A 19,584-nucleotide genomic window follows, 5' to 3' on the forward strand; every position below is an offset into this window, starting at 1 on the left:
GGTGTGAATTGCTGACGCCGGTATCACGAACCGGCGTCGGTTTTTTCTGTGTTTGTTGTAGGTTTAGTGCACCAGCATGCCGGTGAACCAGTAAGCCTGGGCCAGCGTGATCAGACCGACAATCGTTGCAAAGAATAGGCTGTGCTTGAGGGTGAAGCGGAACAGATCCGATTCCTTGCCCACCAGGCCGGTCGCCGCGCAGGCCACGGCAATCGACTGTGGCGAGATCATCTTGCCGGTCACGCCGCCGCTGGTATTGGCCGCCACCAGCAGGGTGTCATTGACGCCGATCTGGTGTGCGGTAGTCGCTTGCAGCGAACTGAACAGGGCGTTGGACGAGGTATCCGAACCGGTGAGGAACACGCCGAGCCAGCCGAGGAATGGCGAGAAGAACGGGAATGCTGCGCCCGTACCGGCCAGCACCAGGGCCATGGTCGAAGACATGCCGGAGTAGTTGGTGACGAAAGCGAAGGCCAGCACCATGCCGATCGACAGGATCGGCCAGCGCAGTTCGTAGAAGGTCTCTTTCAAAGTGGTCAGACCAGTTTTGAAATTGATCTTCAGCACCAGCATCGAGATCAGCGCGGAGAAGAAAATCGCCGTGCCGGTCGCGGAAATCGGGTCGAGTTTGAACACCGCTGGAATGGCAGTCGGGGTGGCCACGATCGGTGCGGTTTTGATCACCATTTGATCAAGGTGCGGAATCGCGAAGTTGAACACCCAGCTGTACATCGAGCCGCCAGCGGCGAACATCGCTTTGAAAGGCTTCAGCGTCCAGATCGTCACCAGCACGGTCAGAATCAGGAATGGCGACCAGGCTTTGAAAATTTCCCCGAGGCTGTAAGGCGAAGCCACAGTGGTGCGTTTCTGGCCGAAACCGCCGACGCTGGCGGTGATCGCTGCGCTCGACGTGGCGCCGGCGATTTGCGCGCCTGCGGTGCGTTTTGGCTGCCAGATCTTCAGGAACAGGGTCAGCGATATCAGGCTGGCCAGCGCCGAGGTGATGTCCGGCAATTCTGGCCCAATGAAGTTCGAGGTGAAGTATTGGGTGATGGCGAAGCTCAGGCCTGCCACCAGCGCTGCCGGCCAGGTTTCACGCACGCCACGCAGGCCGTCCATCATGAACACCAGCCAGAACGGCACGAACAGCGACAGCAGCGGCAGTTGGCGACCGGTCATGGCGCCGATCTTGAACGCATCAATGCCGGTCACTTGCCCGGCAACAATGATTGGAATCCCCAAGGCGCCGAAGGCAACCGGTGCAGTGTTGGCGATCAGGCACAGGCCGGCGGCATATAGCGGGTTAAAACCCAGGCCGACCAGCAGCGCGGCGGTAATCGCCACGGGCGCGCCGAAACCGGCGGCACCTTCCAGAAATGCACCGAAGCAGAAGCCGATCAGCAGCACCTGCAGGCGCTGGTCGTCGGTGATCGACAGCACCGAACTGCGAATGACCTCGAACTGACCACTCTTGACCGTCAGTTTGTAGAGGAACACCGCCGCCACAATGATCCAGGCAATCGGCCACAGACCATAGGCAAAGCCGTATCCCGCCGCAGCGAAGGCCATATCGACCGGCATGTGGAAAGCGAAAATCGCCACAGCAATCGACAAGGCAAGCGTGATGCTGCCGGCCACATGACCTTTGAGGCGGAACACCGCCAGCGCGAGGAAAAAGAAAACGATGGGAATGACGGCCGCGAGAGCGGACACGCCGAGACTGCCGAGCGGGCTGTAGAGCTGTTGCCAGGTTTGCATATGGGGTGGCCCCTAATTGTTGTTGGTCAGGCACTGTCAGCGTTCTTGGTTAATTGGTAATACCAATTTACAATCGCTGTTGGCTAGGGTAAAAGCCTTGATGGCGGTGTGTCAATTTGTCGCCCTGAAACTTTTGTCGAACAACCGGTGCAGATGGCAACTGATCCGGTTCGGGCAGGTGGTGTTTGGTAGGTGTCGGCAAGGCGCCGATAGGCCAGAATAGAGAGCCCGGCGAGCGGTCGGGGTCGTGGAGAAATGAGCTATGGGGTTTGATCAGATTCGGCAGCGCCGTTTGTCTGACGATATTGTCGAGCGACTCGAGGGGATGATTCTCGAGGGCACGCTGAAGTCGGGGGAGCGGCTTCCGGCGGAACGCACGCTGGCCGAACAATTTGGCGTATCACGGCCGTCGCTGCGCGAGGCGATCCAGAAACTGGCGGCCAAAGGCTTGCTGGTCAGTCGTCAGGGCGGTGGCAACTATGTGGTGGAAAGCCTCGGTTCGACCTTCAGTGATCCACTGCTGCAACTGCTCGAAAGCAATCCCGAGGCGCAGCGCGATCTACTGGAATTTCGGCACACTCTGGAGGCATCGTGCGCCTATTACGCTGCATTGCGTGCCACCGATGTCGATCGTGAGCGGCTGACCGCAGCGTTCGAGGAGTTGCAGGATTGTTATTCACGTCACGACGAAGTCAGTCGGGCAGAAGAGGGCGCGGCGGACGCAAAATTCCATCTGGCGATTGCCGAGGCCAGTCATAACGCGGTGTTGCTGCACACCATTCGCGGGCTGTTCGATCTGCTCAAGCGTAATGTCGTGACCAACATCGGCGGCATGTACAAACAGCGCACGGAAACCCGCGACATGCTGATCACTCAGCACCGGGAATTGTATCTGGCGATCATCGAAGGTCGCGCGGAGCAGGCGCGGGAAGTGTCGAGTCGGCACATTCTGTATGTGCAGGAAGTGCTGGAAGAGGTGCGGCAGGAGGTTCAGCGCATGGCCCGGGCGGAGCGGCGCAAGGGGATGTGATCAGTTATTTCGGTGTTGATGCTGCAATAGCTTTCGCGAGCAGGTCACACCGTCGTTCCCACATTTGAAATGCATTCCAAAGTGGGAGCGACGGTGCGACCTGCTCGCGAATGTGCTCTAAAGGCAGAGGAAATCAGTCTTCCTTGCCCTTGTTGCGCACGGCGCGCTGCAACTCGCGACCGGCATCGCGCTCGCGCTCGGTGTCGCGCTTGTCGTATTCCTTCTTGCCCTTGCCCAGAGCGATTTCGCACTTGACCATGTGCTTGCTCCAGTACCAGGACAGGCATACGCAGGCGTAACCCTTTTGCTGCACGGCGGCGGCGAGCTTTTCCAGCTCGCGGCGGTTGAGCAGCAATTTGCGTGTGCGCACCGGGTCTGCGATGACGTGGGTGCTTGCGGTCATCAGAGGCGTGATGTGACTGCCGAGCAGCCACGCTTCGCCATCCTTGAGCAGGACATAGCTGTCGACCAGCTGTAGCTTGCTTGCCCGCAGACTTTTTACTTCCCAGCCGGCCAGGACCAGACCAGCCTCGAACTTATGCTCGATGAAGTAATCGTGTCGCGCCTTTTTGTTCTGCGCGATGGTCCCTGTTGGGTGTTTCTTCTGTTTAGCCATAGGGGCGGCATTATATGGAGTTGTTCCGCTGTCGGCTACGGTGATGCTGCGTGCTTGAGCAGGTTGAGTGAATCCCGGACAATGCGGCCTCTTTTTCTAACGCTTGGGCGTGATAAACGATGTCGACAGACAAGGTTTCTGTCCACGGCAGTTGGGCTAGCCGCTGGGTATTCATACTCGCCGCGACCGGTTCGGCCGTGGGACTGGGTAGTATCTGGAAATTCCCCTACATGGTCGGGGTCTACGGCGGCGGTGCCTTTGTGCTGATGTTTCTGGCGTGCATCGCGCTGATCGGTGTTCCGGTCATGCTCGCTGAAACCCTGATCGGTCGTCGCGCCCGGCAAAGTCCGGCGAACGCCCTGAAGGTCCTGGCGCTAGATGCCGGGCATTCGGCCAAGTGGTCGTGGGGCGCCTTTGCCGGGATGATCACGGCGCTGCTGATCCTGTCTTTCTATAGTGTGGTCGGCGGCTGGTCGCTGGATTACATCGTCGACATGGGGCGCGGGGACTTTCAGGGCGCCACGGCCGACCAGGTCGGCGCTTATTTCGGCAAGGTCATTGCCGATCCGTGGCGCCTGACACTTTGGCACACGATTTTCATGCTGCTGTCGGCGGTGGTGATCGCCAAAGGGGTGGTCGCCGGGCTTGAGCGCAGCCTGCGCATCATGATGCCGCTGCTGTTCGTGATGGTGCTGGTGCTGCTGGGTTACAGCATGACCACCGGGCATTTCATGGAAGGCGTGCATTTCATGTTCGACTTCCACCCGGAAAAAGTCCTCGACGGCTTGTTGCCGGCCATGGGCCACGCGTTCTTCTCGCTGAGCGTCGGTGTCGGCTCGATCATGATCTACGGCGCCTACATGCCTAAGGATGCGTCGTTGTCCGGTACGGTGGTCGGCGTCGCACTGCTCGATACCTTTGTGTCGCTGGTGGCCGGTCTGGCGCTGTTCCCGATTGTGTTTGCCGGCGGACTGAACCCTAGCGAAGGCCCAGGCCTGATGTTCGTCAGCCTGCCATTTGCTTTTGGTAACGTGGCATTCGGTCAGTTGATGGGCGTGGTGTTCTTTGTGCTGGTGGCGATTGCGGCGTGGAGTTCGGCGATTTCCCTGCTGGAGCCGATGGTGGCCTATCTGGTTGAGCGCACGAAAATCAGCCGCGCCTGGGTTACTTTCTGGCTGGCATTCATTTGCTGGTTCGTTGGTCTGGGCACGGTGTTCTCCTTCAATATCTGGAAGGAGGCCAAATTTTTCGTGAACGAAGGCGGAATGTTCCATCTCTACCAATGGGGGGCGGCGGGCGGTCTGGACTTCTTCGGCGTGATCGATTTCTTCACCTCGCGGATCATGCTTCCGCTCGGTGGCCTGTGTTTTGTGCTGTTTGCCGGTTGGGTGATGGGGCGTGAGGCGGTGCGTGACGAGTTGTCGATTCGCAATCCGGCGCTGTTTGCCCTGTCTTTGTTCTTGATGCGCTACGTGGCGCCTATCGGCATTCTTGTAGTATTTGCCGCTCAGCTCTGGAAGTAACGCTTACATGACGACACATATTCAACGATCAGCGCTGCTGCCGTACCCGGCGCAATTTCTCTACGACCTGGTCAACGACGTGGCGCGTTATCCGGAGTTTCTGCCGTGGTGCTCGTCTGCCGAAGTGCTGGAAAGCTCGCCGGAACACATGCGCGCCAGCGTCGGCGTGGCCAAGGGTGGACTCAGTCAGCACTTTGTGACGCGTAATACGCTGGTGCCGGGGCAAACGATCGAGATGAACCTTGAAGAAGGTCCGTTTAATCAGCTGCACGGTGTCTGGGTGTTCAAGGCGTTGAATGAGAAGGCTTGCAAGATCAGCCTGGATCTTTCCTTCGACTACGCCGGGCCTTTGGTGCGTGCGACCTTGGGGCCGCTGTTCAATCAGGCTGCGAATACTCTGGTGGACGCGTTCTGCCAGCGCGCCAAGCAGATGCATGGTTGAGCCGGTGATCGAGATAGAGGTCGTGTATGCGGCCGTTGAACGTCAGGTTTTGCGTACCGTCAGTGTGGCTGAAGGTTCGACAATACGGGCTGCGGTGCTCGCCTCGGGCATCGGTGAGGCGTTTCCCGAGCTGAATCTGGCGGATTGCCCTTTGGGGATCTTTGGCAAAGTGGTTGCCGATCCTCAGGTTCGCCTGGTTCAGGCGGGGGATCGTATTGAGATTTATCGCCCGTTGCTCGCTGACCCGAAAGAGGTACGGCGCTTGCGCGCAGCCAAGGCTGCCGAGGCGAAAGCTCGAAATCAGTGAGAATGCCAAACGGCAGACAATAAAAAACCCGGAGTTTCCGGGTTTTTTATTGCGTCGCAAATTATTGCGGCGAGGTGTCCAGGGGCTCTGGTGTCGGAACCGGAACGGTTTCTACACCATCGACGTCCTTCTGGATTTGATCCAGCAAGGAACCTGGCTTGACCGGTTTTTCCGGTTTTGGCTTCTCGGCGTTTTCAGCAGGAGCGGTCACCTTGGTGCCACTGTCCTTGCCGAGAATGGCTTCGTCACGGCTGACGCCCGGCATAAAGTCACCGGACAGGCTGACAAGCTGGTCGTTTGAGTTGAAAATAACGCTGACGCGTTCCTGTTGGCGTTCACCGCCACCCGGTTGCAGGCTGTACAGATAATCCCAGCGATCGGCATGGAACGTGTCGACAAGCAGAGGGTTGCCCATGATAAACCGTACTTGCGGCCGGGTCATTCCCGGGCGTAACTGGTCTATCATGTCCTGCGTGACGACATTGCCCTGCTGGATGTCGATTTTGTAAACCCCGGGGAATGAACAACCGGCGAGTGCGAGCAGTCCCACAAAGGTGAAACTGGTTAGCAAGAGCTTGGTGTTTTGCATCGGTGGGCGACTTCCACTATCTTGGCTGGGACAACGTAAACGCCGATCATACCCGCATTAAGAGAAGCTGCGAAGCAGCATCGCGAGAAAGCTGACCATGGTTGAAAATAGCGAACTACGCAAAGCCGGCCTCAAAGTGACCCTGCCACGGGTCAAGATCCTGCAAATGCTCGACTCTACCGAGCAGCGTCACATGAGTGCCGAGGACGTCTACAAGGCGTTGATGGAAGCGGGCGAGGACGTCGGTCTGGCCACGGTTTACCGTGTTCTGACCCAGTTCGAAGCCGCTGGCCTCGTGGTCCGTCACAACTTCGACGGTGGCCACGCGGTATTTGAATTGGCCGACGGCGGCCACCACGATCATATGGTCAACGTGGAAACCGGTGAGGTTGTCGAATTCGTCAGCCCGGAAATCGAAAAGCTCCAGAAGGCAATTGCCGAGGAGCACGGTGTTGATCTGGTAGATCACAATCTGGTGCTGTACGTACGCAAGAAAAAGTAAGCATGTCGCGCGAATTTCAGGTTCGCGAAACGAACGAAGGCGACCCAAGGGTCGCCTTCGTGCTTTCTGTCGTACCTGTTTCGGCGCTCAGGCTTTCGCGGTAACGACCATCTTCTTGGCGTGTGCCAGCGACTCCTTGGTCAGGTCGATCCCGCCCAGCATCCGTGCAACTTCTTCTATACGGTCGTTTTTGCTCAATTTGGAAACGGCGGTATGCGTCGCCTGTTCGCCGCGCACCTTGTGCACGAACAGATGTTGATGCCCTTGCGCCGCCACTTGCGGCAAGTGCGTCACGGTCAGGACCTGCCCGCGTTCGCCGAGCCGACGCAACAACTGGCCGACGATTTCAGCGGTTGGCCCGCCAATCCCCACATCCACTTCGTCGAATACCAAGGTCGGTACGCGAGAGGTTTGCGCGGTGATCACCTGAATCGCCAGGCTGATCCGCGACAGCTCACCACCGGAGGCCACTTTCGCCAGTGCCTTGAGCGGCTGGCCGGGGTTGGCGCTGACCAGCAGTTCGACCTGTTCGAGGCCGTTAGGCAATAGTTCGTCACTGCTATTGGCCCGCAGTTCGATGGTGAATCGACCACCAGGCATGCCCAGGCGCTGAATTTCCTGCTCAACCGCGCTGGCGAGACTGCCGGCGGCCTGATGGCGCAGATCGCTCAGCTCTTGGGCTTTTTCCTGATAGTGGCGGGCATAGGAAGCCAGTTCTTCGCCCAGGCGCTCGATGGATTCATCGTTGGCGTTGAGGGTTTCGATTTCATCCAGCAGCTTTTGCTGCATTTCTCCGACTTCGGTCGGCTGGATCCGGTGCTTGCGAGCCAGGGTATAGATCGCGTCGAGGCGCTCCTCCAGATATTGCAGGCGGGCCGGGTCGGCATCGAAGTTATCGAGGAAGCGATTGAGCTCGCCGACGGCTTCTTCCACTTGAATCTGCGCGCTGGTGAGCAGGCTGCTGGCTTCGCCCAGTGCGCCGACCGAGTTGTTCACGCTCGACAGGCGATTGAGGCTGGCGGTGAGCGCGTTCAGCACATTGCCGGAATCGCTCTCGCTGCATTGCTCGACCACTTGTCGGCAAATGCCCAGCAGGGTCTCGGCGTTTGTCAGGTTCTTGTGTTCCTGCTCCAGTTGCTCGAGTTCGTTTTCGCCGAGGCCGAGATTCTCCAGTTCTTCCAGCTGATAGCTGAGCAGTTGGTGGCGAGCGCGTTGCTCGTCGCCGGAGTTGGACAGTCGCTCAAGCTCCTGACGCGTCTGGCGCCAGCGCTGGGCGGCCAGTTGAACCTGACGGGCCAGGTCGGTGGCGCCTGCATATTCGTCGAGCAAACGGCGATGAGTATCGGTCTTCAGCAGCGACTGGTGTTCATGCTGGCTGTGGATGTCGATCAACAACTCGCCGAGCGACTTCAGATCGCCGAGCGGGCAGGGCGTGCCATTGATATAGCCGCGGGAACGACCTTCGGAGGTGATGACCCGGCGCAGGATGCACGGGCCGTCGATGTCCAGGTCGCGCTCGGCCAGCCAGGCATGGGCTTCAGGGATGTCCACCAGGTCGAAGGTGGCGAGAATGTCAGCCTTGTCGGCGCCGGGGCGAACCACGCCGCTGTCGGCGCGATCGCCGAGGGTCAGGCCCAGAGCGTCGAGCATGATCGACTTGCCGGCGCCGGTTTCCCCTGTGATCACGCTCATCCCGCGATCAAGTTCGAGATCGAGATGTTCAACGATGGCGTAGTTATGTACGGACAGGTGCACCAGCATGAAGGCCGCTCCCAAGCTTAAGGTCTGGTTATTTATACAGTGTTTTGTTTCGGGCTGACAATGCCCTTCCTTAGCTCGATTTGCTTGAACTCAAAAACTGCTTAGCGCATCCGGTAATGAGAATGCGGCACTTTTTTGTAGGGTTAATCATTGGCAGCCCTTGAAGCCTGATTTTGCGGCCCCATATATCGGGGCAGAAGCGCGAGTCAGGCTCGCGGACGAAATTGAAAGGAGAATTCTATGGCTGACGAACAGACAGTAGATACGCAAAACCCAGAAGCCAATCAGGCGCCCGAAGGTTCGGGTGACGACCTGGCGACCCGTGTACAAGTGCTCGAAGAGCAATTGGCCGCCGCGCAGGATCAGTCTCTGCGTGTAGCTGCCGATCTGCAGAACGTCCGTCGCCGTGCCGAACAGGATGTCGAGAAGGCGCACAAGTTTGCGCTGGAAAAATTCGCCGGCGACCTGCTGCCGATCGTCGACAGCCTGGAGCGCGGCCTCGAGCTGTCGAGCCCGGACGACGAAAGCATCCGTCCGATGCGTGAAGGCATCGAGCTGACCCTGAAAATGTTCCACGACACCCTCAAGCGTTATCAGCTTGAAGCGATCGACCCGCATGGCGAACCGTTCAACGCCGTTCATCATCAGGCGATGGCCATGCAAGAAAGTGCCGACGTAGAGCCGAACAGCGTTCTGAAGGTGTTCCAGAAGGGTTATCAGCTCAACGGCCGCCTGTTGCGTCCGGCCATGGTTGTGGTCAGCAAGGCGCCAGCGCCAATTTCGCCTTCGATTGACGAGAAGGCTTGAAATTAGCCGCAAGGCCCCCATTTAGAAGTCAAGCGTTTAAGTATTACCGCAGTTAGCCACCACTGCTGCGGCAACAAAATCCAAAGTTTCGGGAGAGTGAACATGGGCAAAATTATCGGTATCGACCTGGGGACTACCAACTCCTGCGTCTCCGTGCTGGAAAACGGCAAGGCCAAGGTTATTGAAAACGCTGAAGGCGCGCGCACCACGCCGTCGATCATCGCTTACGCCAACGATGGCGAAATCCTGGTAGGTCAGTCGGCCAAGCGTCAGGCAGTGACCAACCCGCACAACACCCTGTACGCAGTAAAACGTCTTATCGGTCGTCGTTTCGACGAAGAAGTTGTGCAAAAAGACATCCAGATGGTCCCTTACAAGATCGTCAAGGCTGACAACAACGACGCCTGGGTAGAAGTGAACGGCCAGAAAATGGCACCGCCACAAATCTCGGCTGAAATCCTGAAGAAGATGAAGAAGACCGCCGAAGACTACCTCGGCGAGCCAGTGACCGAAGCGGTAATCACCGTTCCGGCCTACTTCAACGACAGCCAGCGTCAGGCGACCAAAGACGCCGGCCGCATCGCCGGTCTGGACGTTAAACGTATCATCAACGAACCAACCGCAGCTGCTCTGGCTTACGGTATGGACAAGGCCAAGGGCGATCACACCGTGATCGTTTACGACCTGGGTGGCGGTACTTTCGACGTTTCCGTGATCGAGATCGCTGAAGTTGACGGCGAGCACCAGTTCGAAGTGTTGGCCACCAACGGTGACACCTTCCTCGGCGGTGAAGACTTCGACATTCGTCTGATCGACTACCTCGTTGACGAATTCAAGAAAGAAAGCGGCATGAACCTCAAAGGTGACCCGCTGGCCATGCAGCGCCTGAAAGAAGCCGCTGAGAAAGCCAAGATCGAGCTGTCGTCCGCTCAGTCGACCGACGTCAACCTGCCGTACATCACTGCAGACGCGACCGGTCCTAAGCACCTGAACGTGAAGATCTCGCGTGCCAAGCTCGAAGCACTGGTTGAAGACCTGGTTCAGCGCACCATCGAGCCTTGCCGCATCGCCATGAAAGACGCCGGTATCGACGTTGGCGCGATCAACGACGTGATTCTGGTCGGCGGTCAGACCCGTATGCCGCTGGTACAGAAGCTGGTGACCGATTTCTTCGGTAAAGAAGCTCGTAAAGACGTTAACCCGGATGAAGCAGTTGCCATGGGTGCTGCGATCCAGGGCGCGGTTCTGGCCGGTGACGTGAAAGACGTTCTGCTGCTCGACGTCAGCCCGCTGACCCTGGGTATCGAAACCATGGGTGGTGTGATGACCGCGCTGATCGAGAAAAACACCACGATTCCTACCAAGAAATCGCAAGTGTTCTCGACTGCCGACGACAACCAGGGCGCTGTGACCATTCACGTCCTGCAAGGTGAGCGTAAGCAAGCGGCGCAGAACAAGTCTCTGGGCAAGTTCGACCTGGCCGACATTCCACCTGCTCCACGTGGCGTGCCGCAGATCGAAGTGACCTTCGACATCGACGCCAACGGCATTCTGCACGTCGGCGCGAAAGACAAGGCAACCGGCAAGACTCAGTCGATCGTGATCAAGGCCAACTCCGGTCTGTCCGACGAAGAGATCGAGCGCATGGTGCGTGACGCCGAGGCGAATGCCGAGGAAGACCGCAAGTTCGAAGAGCTGGCCGCTGCCCGTAACCAGGGTGATGCTCTGGTTCACTCGACGCGCAAGATGGTTGCTGACGCGGGCGACAAAGTCACCGCTGAAGAGAAGACCGCGATCGAAGCTGCCGTGGTTGCACTGGAAGCCGCTGTAAAAGGCGACGACAAGGCTGCCATCGAAGCCAAGGTTGAAGAGCTGTCGAAAGTCTCGGCTCCGGTTGCCCAGAAGATGTACGCCGAACAGGCTCAGCCTGCTGAAGGCGCGGCGCCGCACGACGAGAAAGCTGAAAAGGCCGACGATGTTGTCGATGCCGAGTTTGAAGAAGTCAAAGACCACAAGTAAGTTGTTGGTCGGCCGGTTGACTGCCTTGCGGCGGTGACTGGTAGGATGTCGCCGCGCGGGAGCTTGCTCCCGCGTTGGCGTATCTGGAATACGTGAATTTTTACAGCATGCGACAAGCCTCGCGTGTTGCTGGTATGGCCGGGAATGCTCCTGCTTTCCGCGCCGCAAGTACCACAAGAAACAAAGACCAGGATCGTTGAATTGACGTGAGTTGGGTCCGGGCCTGTATTGGGGCTCAACGAGTTTGGCCATCCTCAGGAGGGGTTTGCCGGACGTCCTCAAGAGTGCAAAGAACTTATGGCAAAGCGTGACTATTACGAAGTGTTGGGTGTTGAGCGTGGATCCAGCGACGCGGACTTGAAGAAGGCCTATCGCCGCCTGGCGATGAAGCATCACCCGGACCGTAATCCCGATGACAAAGCGTCGGAAGAACTGTTCAAAGAGGCCAATGAGGCCTACGAAGTATTGTCCGATTCCAGCAAGCGCGCGGCCTACGACCAATACGGTCATGCCGGCGTCGACCCGAGCATGGGTGGCGGTGGCGCCGGTTTCGGCGGGCAGAACTTCTCTGACATCTTTGGCGATGTCTTCAGTGACTTCTTCGGTGGCGGTCGCGGCGGTTCCCGTGGTGGCGCCCAGCGTGGCAGCGATTTGCGCTACACCCTGGAGCTGAATCTGGAAGAAGCGGTACGCGGCACCACCGTGAACATCCGCGTTCCGACACTGGTCAACTGCAAGCCGTGCGATGGTTCCGGCGCGAAGAAAGGCTCGTCGCCGTCGACGTGCCCGACCTGCGGCGGCATCGGCCAGGTGCGCATGCAGCAGGGCTTCTTCTCGGTACAACAGACCTGCCCGCGTTGCCATGGCCAGGGCAAGATCATTTCCGATCCGTGCGACTCTTGCCACGGCGACGGTCGTGTCGAAGAGTACAAGACCCTGTCGGTCAAGGTGCCGGCCGGCGTCGATACCGGTGACCGCATTCGTTTGTCCGGCGAAGGCGAGGCGGGTACGCAGGGTGGTCCGACAGGCGATCTGTATGTCGTCATCAATGTGCGCGAGCACGACATCTTCCAGCGTGATGGCAAGCATCTGTTCTGCGAAGTGCCGATCAGCTTCGTCGATGCGGCATTGGGCGGCGAGCTGGAAATTCCGACCCTCGACGGTCGCGTCAAACTGAAAATCCCCGAAGGCACCCAGACCGGCAAGCAGTTCCGCGTGCGTGGCAAAGGCGTGGCGCCAGTGCGTGGCGGCGGTGCGGGCGATCTGATGTGCCGCGTGGCCGTCGAAACCCCGGTCAACCTGAACCGTCGTCAGCGCGAACTGCTGGAAGAGTTCCGCAGCTCCCTGGCCGACGACAACAGCCACTCGCCGAAAACCACCGGTTGGTTCGACGGTGTAAAGCGCTTCTTCGGCGATTTGTAAGGAGTCGGCATGCGACGTATTGCAGTGATGGGCGCCGCCGGGCGCATGGGCAAAACCCTGATTGAAGCGGTGCAGCAAACGCCGGGTGCCGGTCTGACGGCGGCGGTGGATCGTCCCGACAGCACGCTGGTCGGTGCGGATGCCGGTGAGCTGGCAGCGCTGGGCCGTATCGGTGTGCCGTTGTCCGGTGATCTGGATCGCGTGGTCGAAGAGTTCGACGTGCTGATCGACTTCACTCACCCGACCGTGACCCTGAAGAATCTCGCGTTCTGCCGCAAGCACGGCAAGGCGATGATCATCGGCACGACCGGTTTCAGTGTCGAAGAAAAGCAATTGCTGGCCGAAGCGGGCAAGGACATTCCAATTGTCTTCGCCGCCAACTTCAGTGTGGGTGTCAACCTGTGCCTGAAGCTGCTCGACACGGCTGCGCGGGTGCTGGGTGATGATGTCGATATCGAAATCATGGAAGCTCACCATCGCCACAAGGTCGATGCGCCGTCGGGCACCGCTGTGCGCATGGGTGAAGTGATTGCCGATGCGTTGGGGCGTGACCTGAAAAAGGTTGCGGTCTACGGGCGCGAAGGTCAGACCGGTGCGCGTGAGCGTGAAACCATTGGTTTCGCTACCGTGCGTGCGGGCGACATCGTGGGTGATCACACCGTGCTGTTCGCCGCTGATGGCGAGCGTGTCGAGATCACGCACAAGGCATCGAGCCGCATGACGTTCGCCAAAGGCGCGGTACGTGCGGCGCTGTGGCTGGACGGTCGCGAGCCGGGTCTGTACGACATGCAAGACGTGCTCGACCTGCGTTAAACCCCTGTTGAACCCGGTGCAAACGCCCAGTTTGCGCCGGTTTTTCCCGCTGAGCGACGACCTGTCGCATTCTCCGGCCTTTTAGGCTCTTTAGCGGTGGACCAAAAAAGCCTTTTTCTGTAAGCTACAGCTTTAGTGTGTCCACTAAAAGCGCGCAGAATAATTCAGTGAACAAGCGGGGTGACGTGTCCATACGTCACTCCGCTTTTTTACAACCTGCGATTGCCCTTTCATGCGTTATTTACGGGAGGTCTTCTTGACTAAGCCAGCCATACTCGCCCTTGCTGATGGCAGCATTTTTCGCGGCGAAGCCATTGGAGCCGACGGTCAAACCGTTGGTGAGGTGGTGTTCAACACCGCAATGACCGGCTATCAGGAAATCCTTACCGATCCTTCCTACGCCCAACAGATCGTGACCCTGACTTACCCGCACATCGGCAACACCGGCACCACGCCGGAAGACGCCGAGTCCGACCGCGTCTGGTCCGCTGGCCTGGTCATTCGTGACTTGCCGCTGGTAGCGAGCAACTGGCGTAACACGATGTCCCTGTCCGATTACCTGAAAGCCAACAATGTTGTGGCGATCGCCGGTATCGACACCCGTCGCCTGACCCGCATCCTGCGTGAAAAAGGCGCACAGAACGGCTGCATCATGGCCGGCGACAACATCTCCGAAGAAGCTGCAATCGCCGCCGCGCAAGGCTTCCCGGGCCTCAAGGGCATGGATCTGGCGAAAGTCGTCAGCACCAAGACTCAATACGAATGGCGCTCGACTGTCTGGGATCTGAAGACCGACAGTCACGCGACCATCGACGCTTCCGAGCTGCCTTACCACGTGGTTGCCTACGACTACGGCGTCAAGCTGAACATCCTGCGCATGCTGGTCGAGCGCGGCTGCCGCGTCACCGTGGTGCCGGCACAAACTCCGGCTGCCGACGTACTGGCACTGAAGCCGGACGGCGTGTTTCTGTCCAACGGCCCTGGTGATCCGGAGCCTTGCGACTACGCGATCAAGGCGATCAAGGAAGTGCTGGAAACCGAAATCCCGGTATTCGGCATCTGCCTCGGTCACCAGCTGCTGGCTCTGGCCTCCGGCGCCAAGACCCTGAAAATGGGCCACGGCCACCACGGTGCCAACCACCCGGTACAGGATCTCGACACTGGCGTCGTGATGATCACCAGCCAGAACCACGGCTTCGCGGTAGACGAAGAAACCTTGCCGGCCAACGTGCGTGCGATCCACAAATCGCTGTTCGACGGTACCCTGCAAGGCATCGAGCGCACCGACAAGAGCGCGTTCAGCTTCCAGGGTCACCCTGAAGCGAGCCCGGGCCCGAACGACGTGGCGCCACTGTTTGACCGCTTCATCAACGAGATGGCCAAGCGACGCTAAGCGTTCGCCTTGAGACTGTAGAGAGAAGCCCCTCGAGGGCGGCCCCGACCCCGGCGGCCCCTTCGAGGCTTCAGAAATCGATCAAGACGGCTTGCCGACTGACCTGCGGATTTGAGTGACAAACCCATGCCAAAACGTACAGACATTAAAAGCATCCTGATTCTCGGCGCTGGCCCGATCGTTATCGGCCAGGCCTGCGAATTCGACTACTCCGGCGCCCAGGCTTGTAAAGCCCTGCGCGAAGAGGGTTACCGCGTCATCCTGGTGAACTCCAACCCGGCCACCATCATGACCGACCCGGACATGGCGGACGCTACCTACATCGAGCCGATCAAGTGGCAGACCGTTGCCAAGATCATCGAAAAAGAACGCCCGGACGCCGTGCTGCCAACCATGGGCGGCCAGACGGCTCTGAACTGCGCCCTGGATCTGGAGCGCGAAGGCGTTCTGGAGAAGTTCGGCGTGGAAATGATCGGCGCCAACGCTGACACCATCGACAAGGCTGAAGACCGTTCGCGTTTCGACAAGGCGATGAAGTCCATCGGCCTGGCGTGCCCGCGTTCCGGTATCGCCCACAGCATGGAAGAAGCCAACGCGGTTCTCGAAACCCTGGGCTTCCCGTGCATCATCCGTCCGTCCTTCACCATGGGCGGCACCGGTGGCGGTATCGCATACAACCGTGAAGAGTTCGAAGAAATCTGCGCCCGTGGTCTGGACCTGTCGCCGACCAAGGAACTGCTGATCGACGAATCGCTGATCGGCTGGAAAGAATATGAAATGGAAGTTGTCCGCGACAAAAAGGACAACTGCATCATCGTCTGCTCGATCGAGAACTTCGACCCGATGGGCGTGCACACCGGTGACTCGATCACTGTTGCTCCGGCACAGACCCTGACCGACAAGGAATACCAGATCCTGCGTAACGCCTCCCTGGCGGTACTGCGCGAGATCGGCGTCGAGACTGGCGGTTCCAACGTGCAATTCGGTATCTGCCCGAACACTGGCCGTATGGTCGTGATCGAAATGAACCCGCGTGTATCGCGCTCCTCGGCGCTGGCTTCGAAAGCCACCGGTTTCCCGATCGCCAAAGTCGCAGCCAAGCTGGCTGTGGGTTACACCCTCGACGAACTGTCGAACGACATCACCGGCGGCAAGACCCCGGCGTCCTTCGAGCCGTCGATCGACTACGTCGTGACCAAGCTGCCTCGCTTCGCCTTCGAAAAATTCGCCAAGGCTGACGCACGCCTGACCACTCAGATGAAGTCGGTCGGTGAAGTCATGGCCATCGGCCGGACCTTCCAGGAATCCCTGCAGAAAGCCCTGCGCGGCCTGGAAGTGGGCGTTTGCGGTCTGGACGAGAAGCTCGACCTGAGCAATCCGGAAAGCATGAGCGTGCTCAAGCGCGAACTGACCGTGCCGGGTGCTGAGCGCATCTGGTACGTGGCAGACGCTTTCCGTGCCGGCATGACTGTCGAAGATATCTTCGCCATGAACATGATCGACCCTTGGTTCCTGGTGCAGATCGAAGATCTCATCAAGGACGAAGAGAAGGTCAAGACCCTCGGTCTGTCCGCGATCGACCGCGATCTGATGTTCAAGCTCAAGCGCAAAGGCTTCTCCGATCAGCGCCTGGCCAAGCTGCTGGGTGTGACCGAGAAAAACCTGCGTACTCACCGCCAGAAGCTGGAAGTATTCCCGGTCTACAAGCGCGTTGACACCTGCGCCGCCGAGTTCGCCACCGACACCGCGTACCTCTACTCGACGTACGAGGAAGAGTGCGAAGCTGCACCGTCGGGTCGTGACAAGATCATGATCCTGGGCGGCGGTCCGAACCGTATCGGCCAAGGCATCGAGTTCGACTACTGCTGCGTACATGCTGCCCTCGCACTGCGCGAAGACGGCTACGAAACCATCATGGTCAACTGCAACCCGGAAACCGTTTCCACTGACTACGACACTTCCGACCGCCTGTACTTTGAGCCGGTAACTCTGGAAGACGTGCTGGAAATCTGCCGCGTCGAGAAGCCGAAAGGCGTGATCGTCCAGTACGGCGGCCAGACTCCGCTGAAACTGGCGCGAGCCCTGGAAGCTGCTGGCGTGCCGATCATCGGCACCAGCCCTGACGCCATTGACCGTGCCGAAGACCGTGAGCGCTTCCAGCAAATGGTTGAGCGCCTGAACCTGCGTCAGCCGCCAAACGCCACCGTGCGTAGCGAAGACGAAGCCGTTCGTGCTGCCGCCAAGATCGGTTACCCGCTGGTGGTGCGCCCGTCCTACGTATTGGGCGGTCGTGCGATGGAAATCGTTTACAAGGAAGACGAACTCAAGCGCTACCTGCGTGACGCAGTGCAAGTGTCCAACGACAGCCCGGTGCTGCTCGACCACTTCCTCAACTGCGCCATCGAGATGGACGTGGATGCGGTCTGCGACGGCAAAGATGTGGTGATCGGCGCGATCATGCAGCACATCGAACAGGCGGGTGTTCACTCCGGTGACTCCGCGTGCTCGCTGCCGCCTTACTCGCTGCCGGCGCACATCCAGGACGAGATGCGCGAACAGGTCAAGAAAATGGCCCTGGAACTGGGCGTTGTCGGCCTGATGAACGTGCAGCTGGCGCTGCAGGGCGAAGACATCTACGTCATCGAAGTCAACCCGCGCGCTTCCCGTACCGTGCCGTTCGTTTCCAAGTGCATCGGTGTCTCCCTGGCCATGATCGCTGCGCGCGTGATGGCCGGTAAGACCCTGCAGGAAATCGGCTTCACCAAAGAAATCATCCCGAACTTCTACAGCGTGAAAGAGGCGGTGTTCCCGTTCGCCAAATTCCCTGGTGTGGACCCGATCCTCGGCCCAGAGATGAAGTCCACCGGTGAAGTGATGGGCGTCGGCGACACTTTCGGTGAAGCTTTCGCCAAGGCCCAGATGGGCGCCAGCGAAGTGCTGCCGACTGGCGGTACCGCGTTCATCAGCGTGCGTGACGATGACAAGCCACTGGTTGCAGGCGTGGCCCGTGATCTGATCAACTTGGGCTTCGAAGTGGTTGCCACTGCCGGGACTGCCAAGCTGATCGAAGCCGCAGGCCTGAAAGTGCGCCGTGTGAACAAGGTGACCGAGGGTCGTCCGCACGTGGTCGACATGATCAAGAATGACGAAGTCACGCTGATCATCAACACCACTGAAGGTCGTCAGTCGATCGCTGATTCGTACTCCATTCGTCGTAATGCCCTGCAGCACAAGATTTACTGCACCACGACCATTGCTGCGGGCGAAGCTATCTGTGAAGCGCTGAAGTTCGGTCCCGAGAAGACCGTACGCCGCTTGCAGGATCTACACGCAGGATTGAAGGCATGAGCATAACCAAGTACCCAATGACTGTTCAGGGCGCTCGCGCCCTGGAAGAAGAGCATGCTCACCTGACCAAGGTCGTCCGTCCGAAGCTCAGCCAGGATATCGGTACGGCCCGCGAGTTGGGTGACTTGAAAGAAAACGCTGAATACCATGCCGCCCGCGAACAGCAAGGCATGGTCGAGGCGCGGATTCGTGACATCGAAGGCCGGATTCAGAATCAGGTCATCATCGACGTCACGACCATTGCGCACACTGGCAAAGTGATCTTCGGGACCACCGTCGAAATCGCTAACGTCGAGACGGATGAAAGCGTCACTTACCACATCGTGGGTGAGGATGAGGCTGACTTCAAACTCGGCAAGATTTCGGTCGGCTCGCCGCTGGCCCGCGCCCTGATCGGCAAGGAAGAGGGCGATGTGGTTGCCGTGAAAACGCCAAGTGGCGTTATCGAGTACGAGATTGTCGAAGTCCGTCACATCTGAAAACGGGCGCCCGCTGCGTGCGGGCGCCATGCTTTGGCAGCTGACCCAGATGCTTTGGGTCGGCGGTCTATGGCTGATTCATCTTGGCTTGCAGCCGGTGTTGGGCAAAATCGGCCTGGCACCGCTGTTGGTCGATGAAGTGGCCAGTGCATTTGAAGTGCTGGTGGTGGGATTCGCCGCCGCATGCGTGATTTTTCAGGCTTTGGTGCTGGTACAGGCCGAAGGCCTTGCCAGTCTATGGCGGGATTTTCGCGGTCAGGTGCTGCTGATGGCGTTGTATGCGTGCGCGATGTTTGTCGCAATACGTGTCGGCTGGCCGGATGCGCAGCGCTGGCAGGTGTTCAGCTTTCTGATTCTGGGGTTTTCCGGGCTGGTGCTGGTGCTGCAACCGGTGCCGGGATGGGGTGGCAGGGTGCGCGAAGCACACCCTTGACCCTTGTCATCACTTGAAGCGATGAACGTTCGACAGCTGCTTGTTGACGCTGAAGTTCTTGCGGTAAACCAGTGCCATCTTGCCGATGACCTGTACCAGGTCCGCTTTGCCGACCTTGCACAGCTCTGCAATGTGCGCCAGGCGCGACTCGCGATCGAGGATATTGAGCTTGATCTTGATCAGCTCGTGATCCGCCAGGGCGCGTTCAAGTTCGGCTAGCACACCTTCAGTCAAACCGTTGTCAGCCACAGTCAAAACTGGTTTCAGATGGTGGCCAATGGATTTGTACTGTTTCTTCTGCTCTGGAGTGAGCGGCATAATCTGACCCTTTCGTCTGGATTC

At 58.9% G+C, this 19,584-nt stretch carries 18 protein-coding genes; 13 read left to right on the forward strand and 5 right to left on the reverse strand.

What is annotated here, in order from left to right; all coding sequences use genetic code 11:
• Positions 1-63: 63 nt before the first annotated feature.
• Positions 64-1,758: a lactate permease LctP family transporter gene (locus tag ACXX9E_RS09465; RefSeq protein WP_458555350.1), complete on the reverse strand. Its 1,695-nt coding sequence runs from the start codon at positions 1,756-1,758 to the stop codon at positions 64-66.
• 262 nt (positions 1,759-2,020) lie between these two features.
• Here ACXX9E_RS09465 and ACXX9E_RS09470 point away from each other — a divergent pair, with 262 nt between their 5' ends.
• The gene (locus ACXX9E_RS09470; protein ID WP_007915207.1) at positions 2,021-2,788 is read left to right on the forward strand and encodes an FCD domain-containing protein; all 768 of its coding nucleotides are present in this window, start codon (positions 2,021-2,023) and stop codon (positions 2,786-2,788) included.
• Positions 2,789-2,921: 133 nt separating this feature from the next.
• On the opposite strand, the gene smpB is transcribed toward ACXX9E_RS09470, so the two are convergent.
• Positions 2,922-3,404 (reverse strand): SsrA-binding protein SmpB, encoded by a 483-nt coding sequence (gene smpB, locus ACXX9E_RS09475; protein ID WP_007915208.1) that lies wholly within the window; start codon positions 3,402-3,404, stop codon positions 2,922-2,924.
• A gap of 119 nt (positions 3,405-3,523) precedes the next feature.
• Between smpB and ACXX9E_RS09480 the strand changes: the two genes are divergently transcribed.
• The 3 genes from ACXX9E_RS09480 to ACXX9E_RS09490 are packed head-to-tail and all read left to right on the forward strand — an operon-like array spanning position 3,524 to position 5,676.
• The gene (locus ACXX9E_RS09480) at positions 3,524-4,927 is read left to right on the forward strand and encodes a sodium-dependent transporter (protein WP_128615788.1); all 1,404 of its coding nucleotides are present in this window, start codon (positions 3,524-3,526) and stop codon (positions 4,925-4,927) included.
• A gap of 7 nt (positions 4,928-4,934) precedes the next feature.
• Complete coding sequence (locus ACXX9E_RS09485) at positions 4,935-5,369, forward strand: type II toxin-antitoxin system RatA family toxin (protein ID WP_123464518.1); 435 nt, start codon at positions 4,935-4,937, stop codon at positions 5,367-5,369.
• Positions 5,362-5,676 carry an RnfH family protein gene (locus ACXX9E_RS09490; RefSeq protein ID WP_186746284.1) on the forward strand — a complete coding sequence of 105 codons (315 nt, stop codon included), beginning with the start codon at positions 5,362-5,364 and terminating at the stop codon, positions 5,674-5,676. Before ACXX9E_RS09485 ends, ACXX9E_RS09490 begins: the two co-directional genes overlap by 8 nt.
• A 61-nt stretch (positions 5,677-5,737) precedes the next feature.
• On the opposite strand, the gene ACXX9E_RS09495 is transcribed toward ACXX9E_RS09490, so the two are convergent.
• Complete coding sequence (locus ACXX9E_RS09495; RefSeq protein WP_123464522.1) at positions 5,738-6,265, reverse strand: outer membrane protein assembly factor BamE; 528 nt, start codon at positions 6,263-6,265, stop codon at positions 5,738-5,740.
• A gap of 97 nt (positions 6,266-6,362) precedes the next feature.
• On the opposite strand from ACXX9E_RS09495, the gene fur reads away from it, so the two are divergent.
• Positions 6,363-6,767, forward strand: a complete 405-nt coding sequence (fur, locus tag ACXX9E_RS09500) for a ferric iron uptake transcriptional regulator (protein ID WP_003221515.1) — start codon at positions 6,363-6,365, stop codon at positions 6,765-6,767.
• A gap of 87 nt (positions 6,768-6,854) precedes the next feature.
• Here the strand turns inward: fur and recN are convergent, their stop codons facing one another.
• Positions 6,855-8,528 carry a DNA repair protein RecN gene (gene recN / locus ACXX9E_RS09505; protein WP_458555351.1) on the reverse strand — a complete coding sequence of 558 codons (1,674 nt, stop codon included), beginning with the start codon at positions 8,526-8,528 and terminating at the stop codon, positions 6,855-6,857.
• Between the two features lie 240 nt (positions 8,529-8,768).
• Between recN and grpE the strand changes: the two genes are divergently transcribed.
• The 8 genes from grpE to ACXX9E_RS09545 all read left to right on the forward strand — a co-directional run bounded on the left by grpE (position 8,769) and on the right by ACXX9E_RS09545 (position 19,242).
• Positions 8,769-9,335 (forward strand): nucleotide exchange factor GrpE, encoded by a 567-nt coding sequence (gene grpE, locus ACXX9E_RS09510; protein ID WP_123464526.1) that lies wholly within the window; start codon positions 8,769-8,771, stop codon positions 9,333-9,335.
• A gap of 102 nt (positions 9,336-9,437) precedes the next feature.
• Positions 9,438-11,354 carry a molecular chaperone DnaK gene (gene dnaK, locus ACXX9E_RS09515; protein WP_064585905.1) on the forward strand — a complete coding sequence of 639 codons (1,917 nt, stop codon included), beginning with the start codon at positions 9,438-9,440 and terminating at the stop codon, positions 11,352-11,354.
• Between the two features lie 297 nt (positions 11,355-11,651).
• A complete protein-coding gene (gene dnaJ, locus ACXX9E_RS09520; protein WP_003221522.1) occupies positions 11,652-12,776 on the forward strand; it encodes a molecular chaperone DnaJ in 1,125 nt (374 codons plus the stop codon).
• A 9-nt stretch (positions 12,777-12,785) separates the two neighbouring features.
• Entirely contained in the window at positions 12,786-13,589 is an 804-nt protein-coding gene (gene dapB, locus ACXX9E_RS09525) for a 4-hydroxy-tetrahydrodipicolinate reductase (RefSeq protein WP_016771766.1), read from the forward strand.
• Positions 13,590-13,845: 256 nt separating this feature from the next.
• Positions 13,846-14,982: a glutamine-hydrolyzing carbamoyl-phosphate synthase small subunit gene (carA, locus tag ACXX9E_RS09530; protein ID WP_123464528.1), complete on the forward strand. Its 1,137-nt coding sequence runs from the start codon at positions 13,846-13,848 to the stop codon at positions 14,980-14,982.
• A 126-nt stretch (positions 14,983-15,108) separates the two neighbouring features.
• A complete protein-coding gene (gene carB, locus ACXX9E_RS09535; protein ID WP_123464530.1) occupies positions 15,109-18,330 on the forward strand; it encodes a carbamoyl-phosphate synthase large subunit in 3,222 nt (1,073 codons plus the stop codon).
• Between the two features lie 2 nt (positions 18,331-18,332).
• Positions 18,333-18,809 (forward strand): transcription elongation factor GreA, encoded by a 477-nt coding sequence (gene greA / locus ACXX9E_RS09540; RefSeq protein WP_123465972.1) that lies wholly within the window; start codon positions 18,333-18,335, stop codon positions 18,807-18,809.
• A 28-nt stretch (positions 18,810-18,837) separates the two neighbouring features.
• Positions 18,838-19,242 carry an MFS transporter gene (locus tag ACXX9E_RS09545; protein ID WP_128615784.1) on the forward strand — a complete coding sequence of 135 codons (405 nt, stop codon included), beginning with the start codon at positions 18,838-18,840 and terminating at the stop codon, positions 19,240-19,242.
• A 9-nt stretch (positions 19,243-19,251) separates the two neighbouring features.
• On the opposite strand, the gene ACXX9E_RS09550 is transcribed toward ACXX9E_RS09545, so the two are convergent.
• On the reverse strand, positions 19,252-19,560 hold the full coding sequence (locus ACXX9E_RS09550; protein WP_003221534.1) for a YhbY family RNA-binding protein: 309 nt from the start codon (positions 19,558-19,560) through the stop codon (positions 19,252-19,254).
• Positions 19,561-19,584: the final 24 nt, after the last annotated feature.

Source organism: Pseudomonas sp. GNP014 (genome assembly GCF_054344005.1).

Bases quoted from the DNA above. Each gene is read 5' to 3' on its own strand.
- ACXX9E_RS09465 (WP_458555350.1), bottom strand. From the start codon at position 1,758: ATGCAAACCTGGCAACAGCTCTACAGCCCGCTCGGCAGTCTCGGCGTG.
- ACXX9E_RS09470 (WP_007915207.1), top strand. From the start codon at position 2,021: ATGGGGTTTGATCAGATTCGGCAGCGCCGTTTGTCTGACGATATTGTC.
- smpB (WP_007915208.1), bottom strand. From the start codon at position 3,404: ATGGCTAAACAGAAGAAACACCCAACAGGGACCATCGCGCAGAACAAA.
- ACXX9E_RS09480 (WP_128615788.1), top strand. From the start codon at position 3,524: ATGTCGACAGACAAGGTTTCTGTCCACGGCAGTTGGGCTAGCCGCTGG.
- ACXX9E_RS09485 (WP_123464518.1), top strand. From the start codon at position 4,935: ATGACGACACATATTCAACGATCAGCGCTGCTGCCGTACCCGGCGCAA.
- ACXX9E_RS09490 (WP_186746284.1), top strand. From the start codon at position 5,362: ATGGTTGAGCCGGTGATCGAGATAGAGGTCGTGTATGCGGCCGTTGAA.
- ACXX9E_RS09495 (WP_123464522.1), bottom strand. From the start codon at position 6,265: ATGCAAAACACCAAGCTCTTGCTAACCAGTTTCACCTTTGTGGGACTG.
- fur (WP_003221515.1), top strand. From the start codon at position 6,363: ATGGTTGAAAATAGCGAACTACGCAAAGCCGGCCTCAAAGTGACCCTG.
- recN (WP_458555351.1), bottom strand. From the start codon at position 8,528: ATGCTGGTGCACCTGTCCGTACATAACTACGCCATCGTTGAACATCTC.
- grpE (WP_123464526.1), top strand. From the start codon at position 8,769: ATGGCTGACGAACAGACAGTAGATACGCAAAACCCAGAAGCCAATCAG.
- dnaK (WP_064585905.1), top strand. From the start codon at position 9,438: ATGGGCAAAATTATCGGTATCGACCTGGGGACTACCAACTCCTGCGTC.
- dnaJ (WP_003221522.1), top strand. From the start codon at position 11,652: ATGGCAAAGCGTGACTATTACGAAGTGTTGGGTGTTGAGCGTGGATCC.
- dapB (WP_016771766.1), top strand. From the start codon at position 12,786: ATGCGACGTATTGCAGTGATGGGCGCCGCCGGGCGCATGGGCAAAACC.
- carB (WP_123464530.1), top strand. From the start codon at position 15,109: ATGCCAAAACGTACAGACATTAAAAGCATCCTGATTCTCGGCGCTGGC.
- ACXX9E_RS09545 (WP_128615784.1), top strand. From the start codon at position 18,838: ATGCTTTGGCAGCTGACCCAGATGCTTTGGGTCGGCGGTCTATGGCTG.
- ACXX9E_RS09550 (WP_003221534.1), bottom strand. From the start codon at position 19,560: ATGCCGCTCACTCCAGAGCAGAAGAAACAGTACAAATCCATTGGCCAC.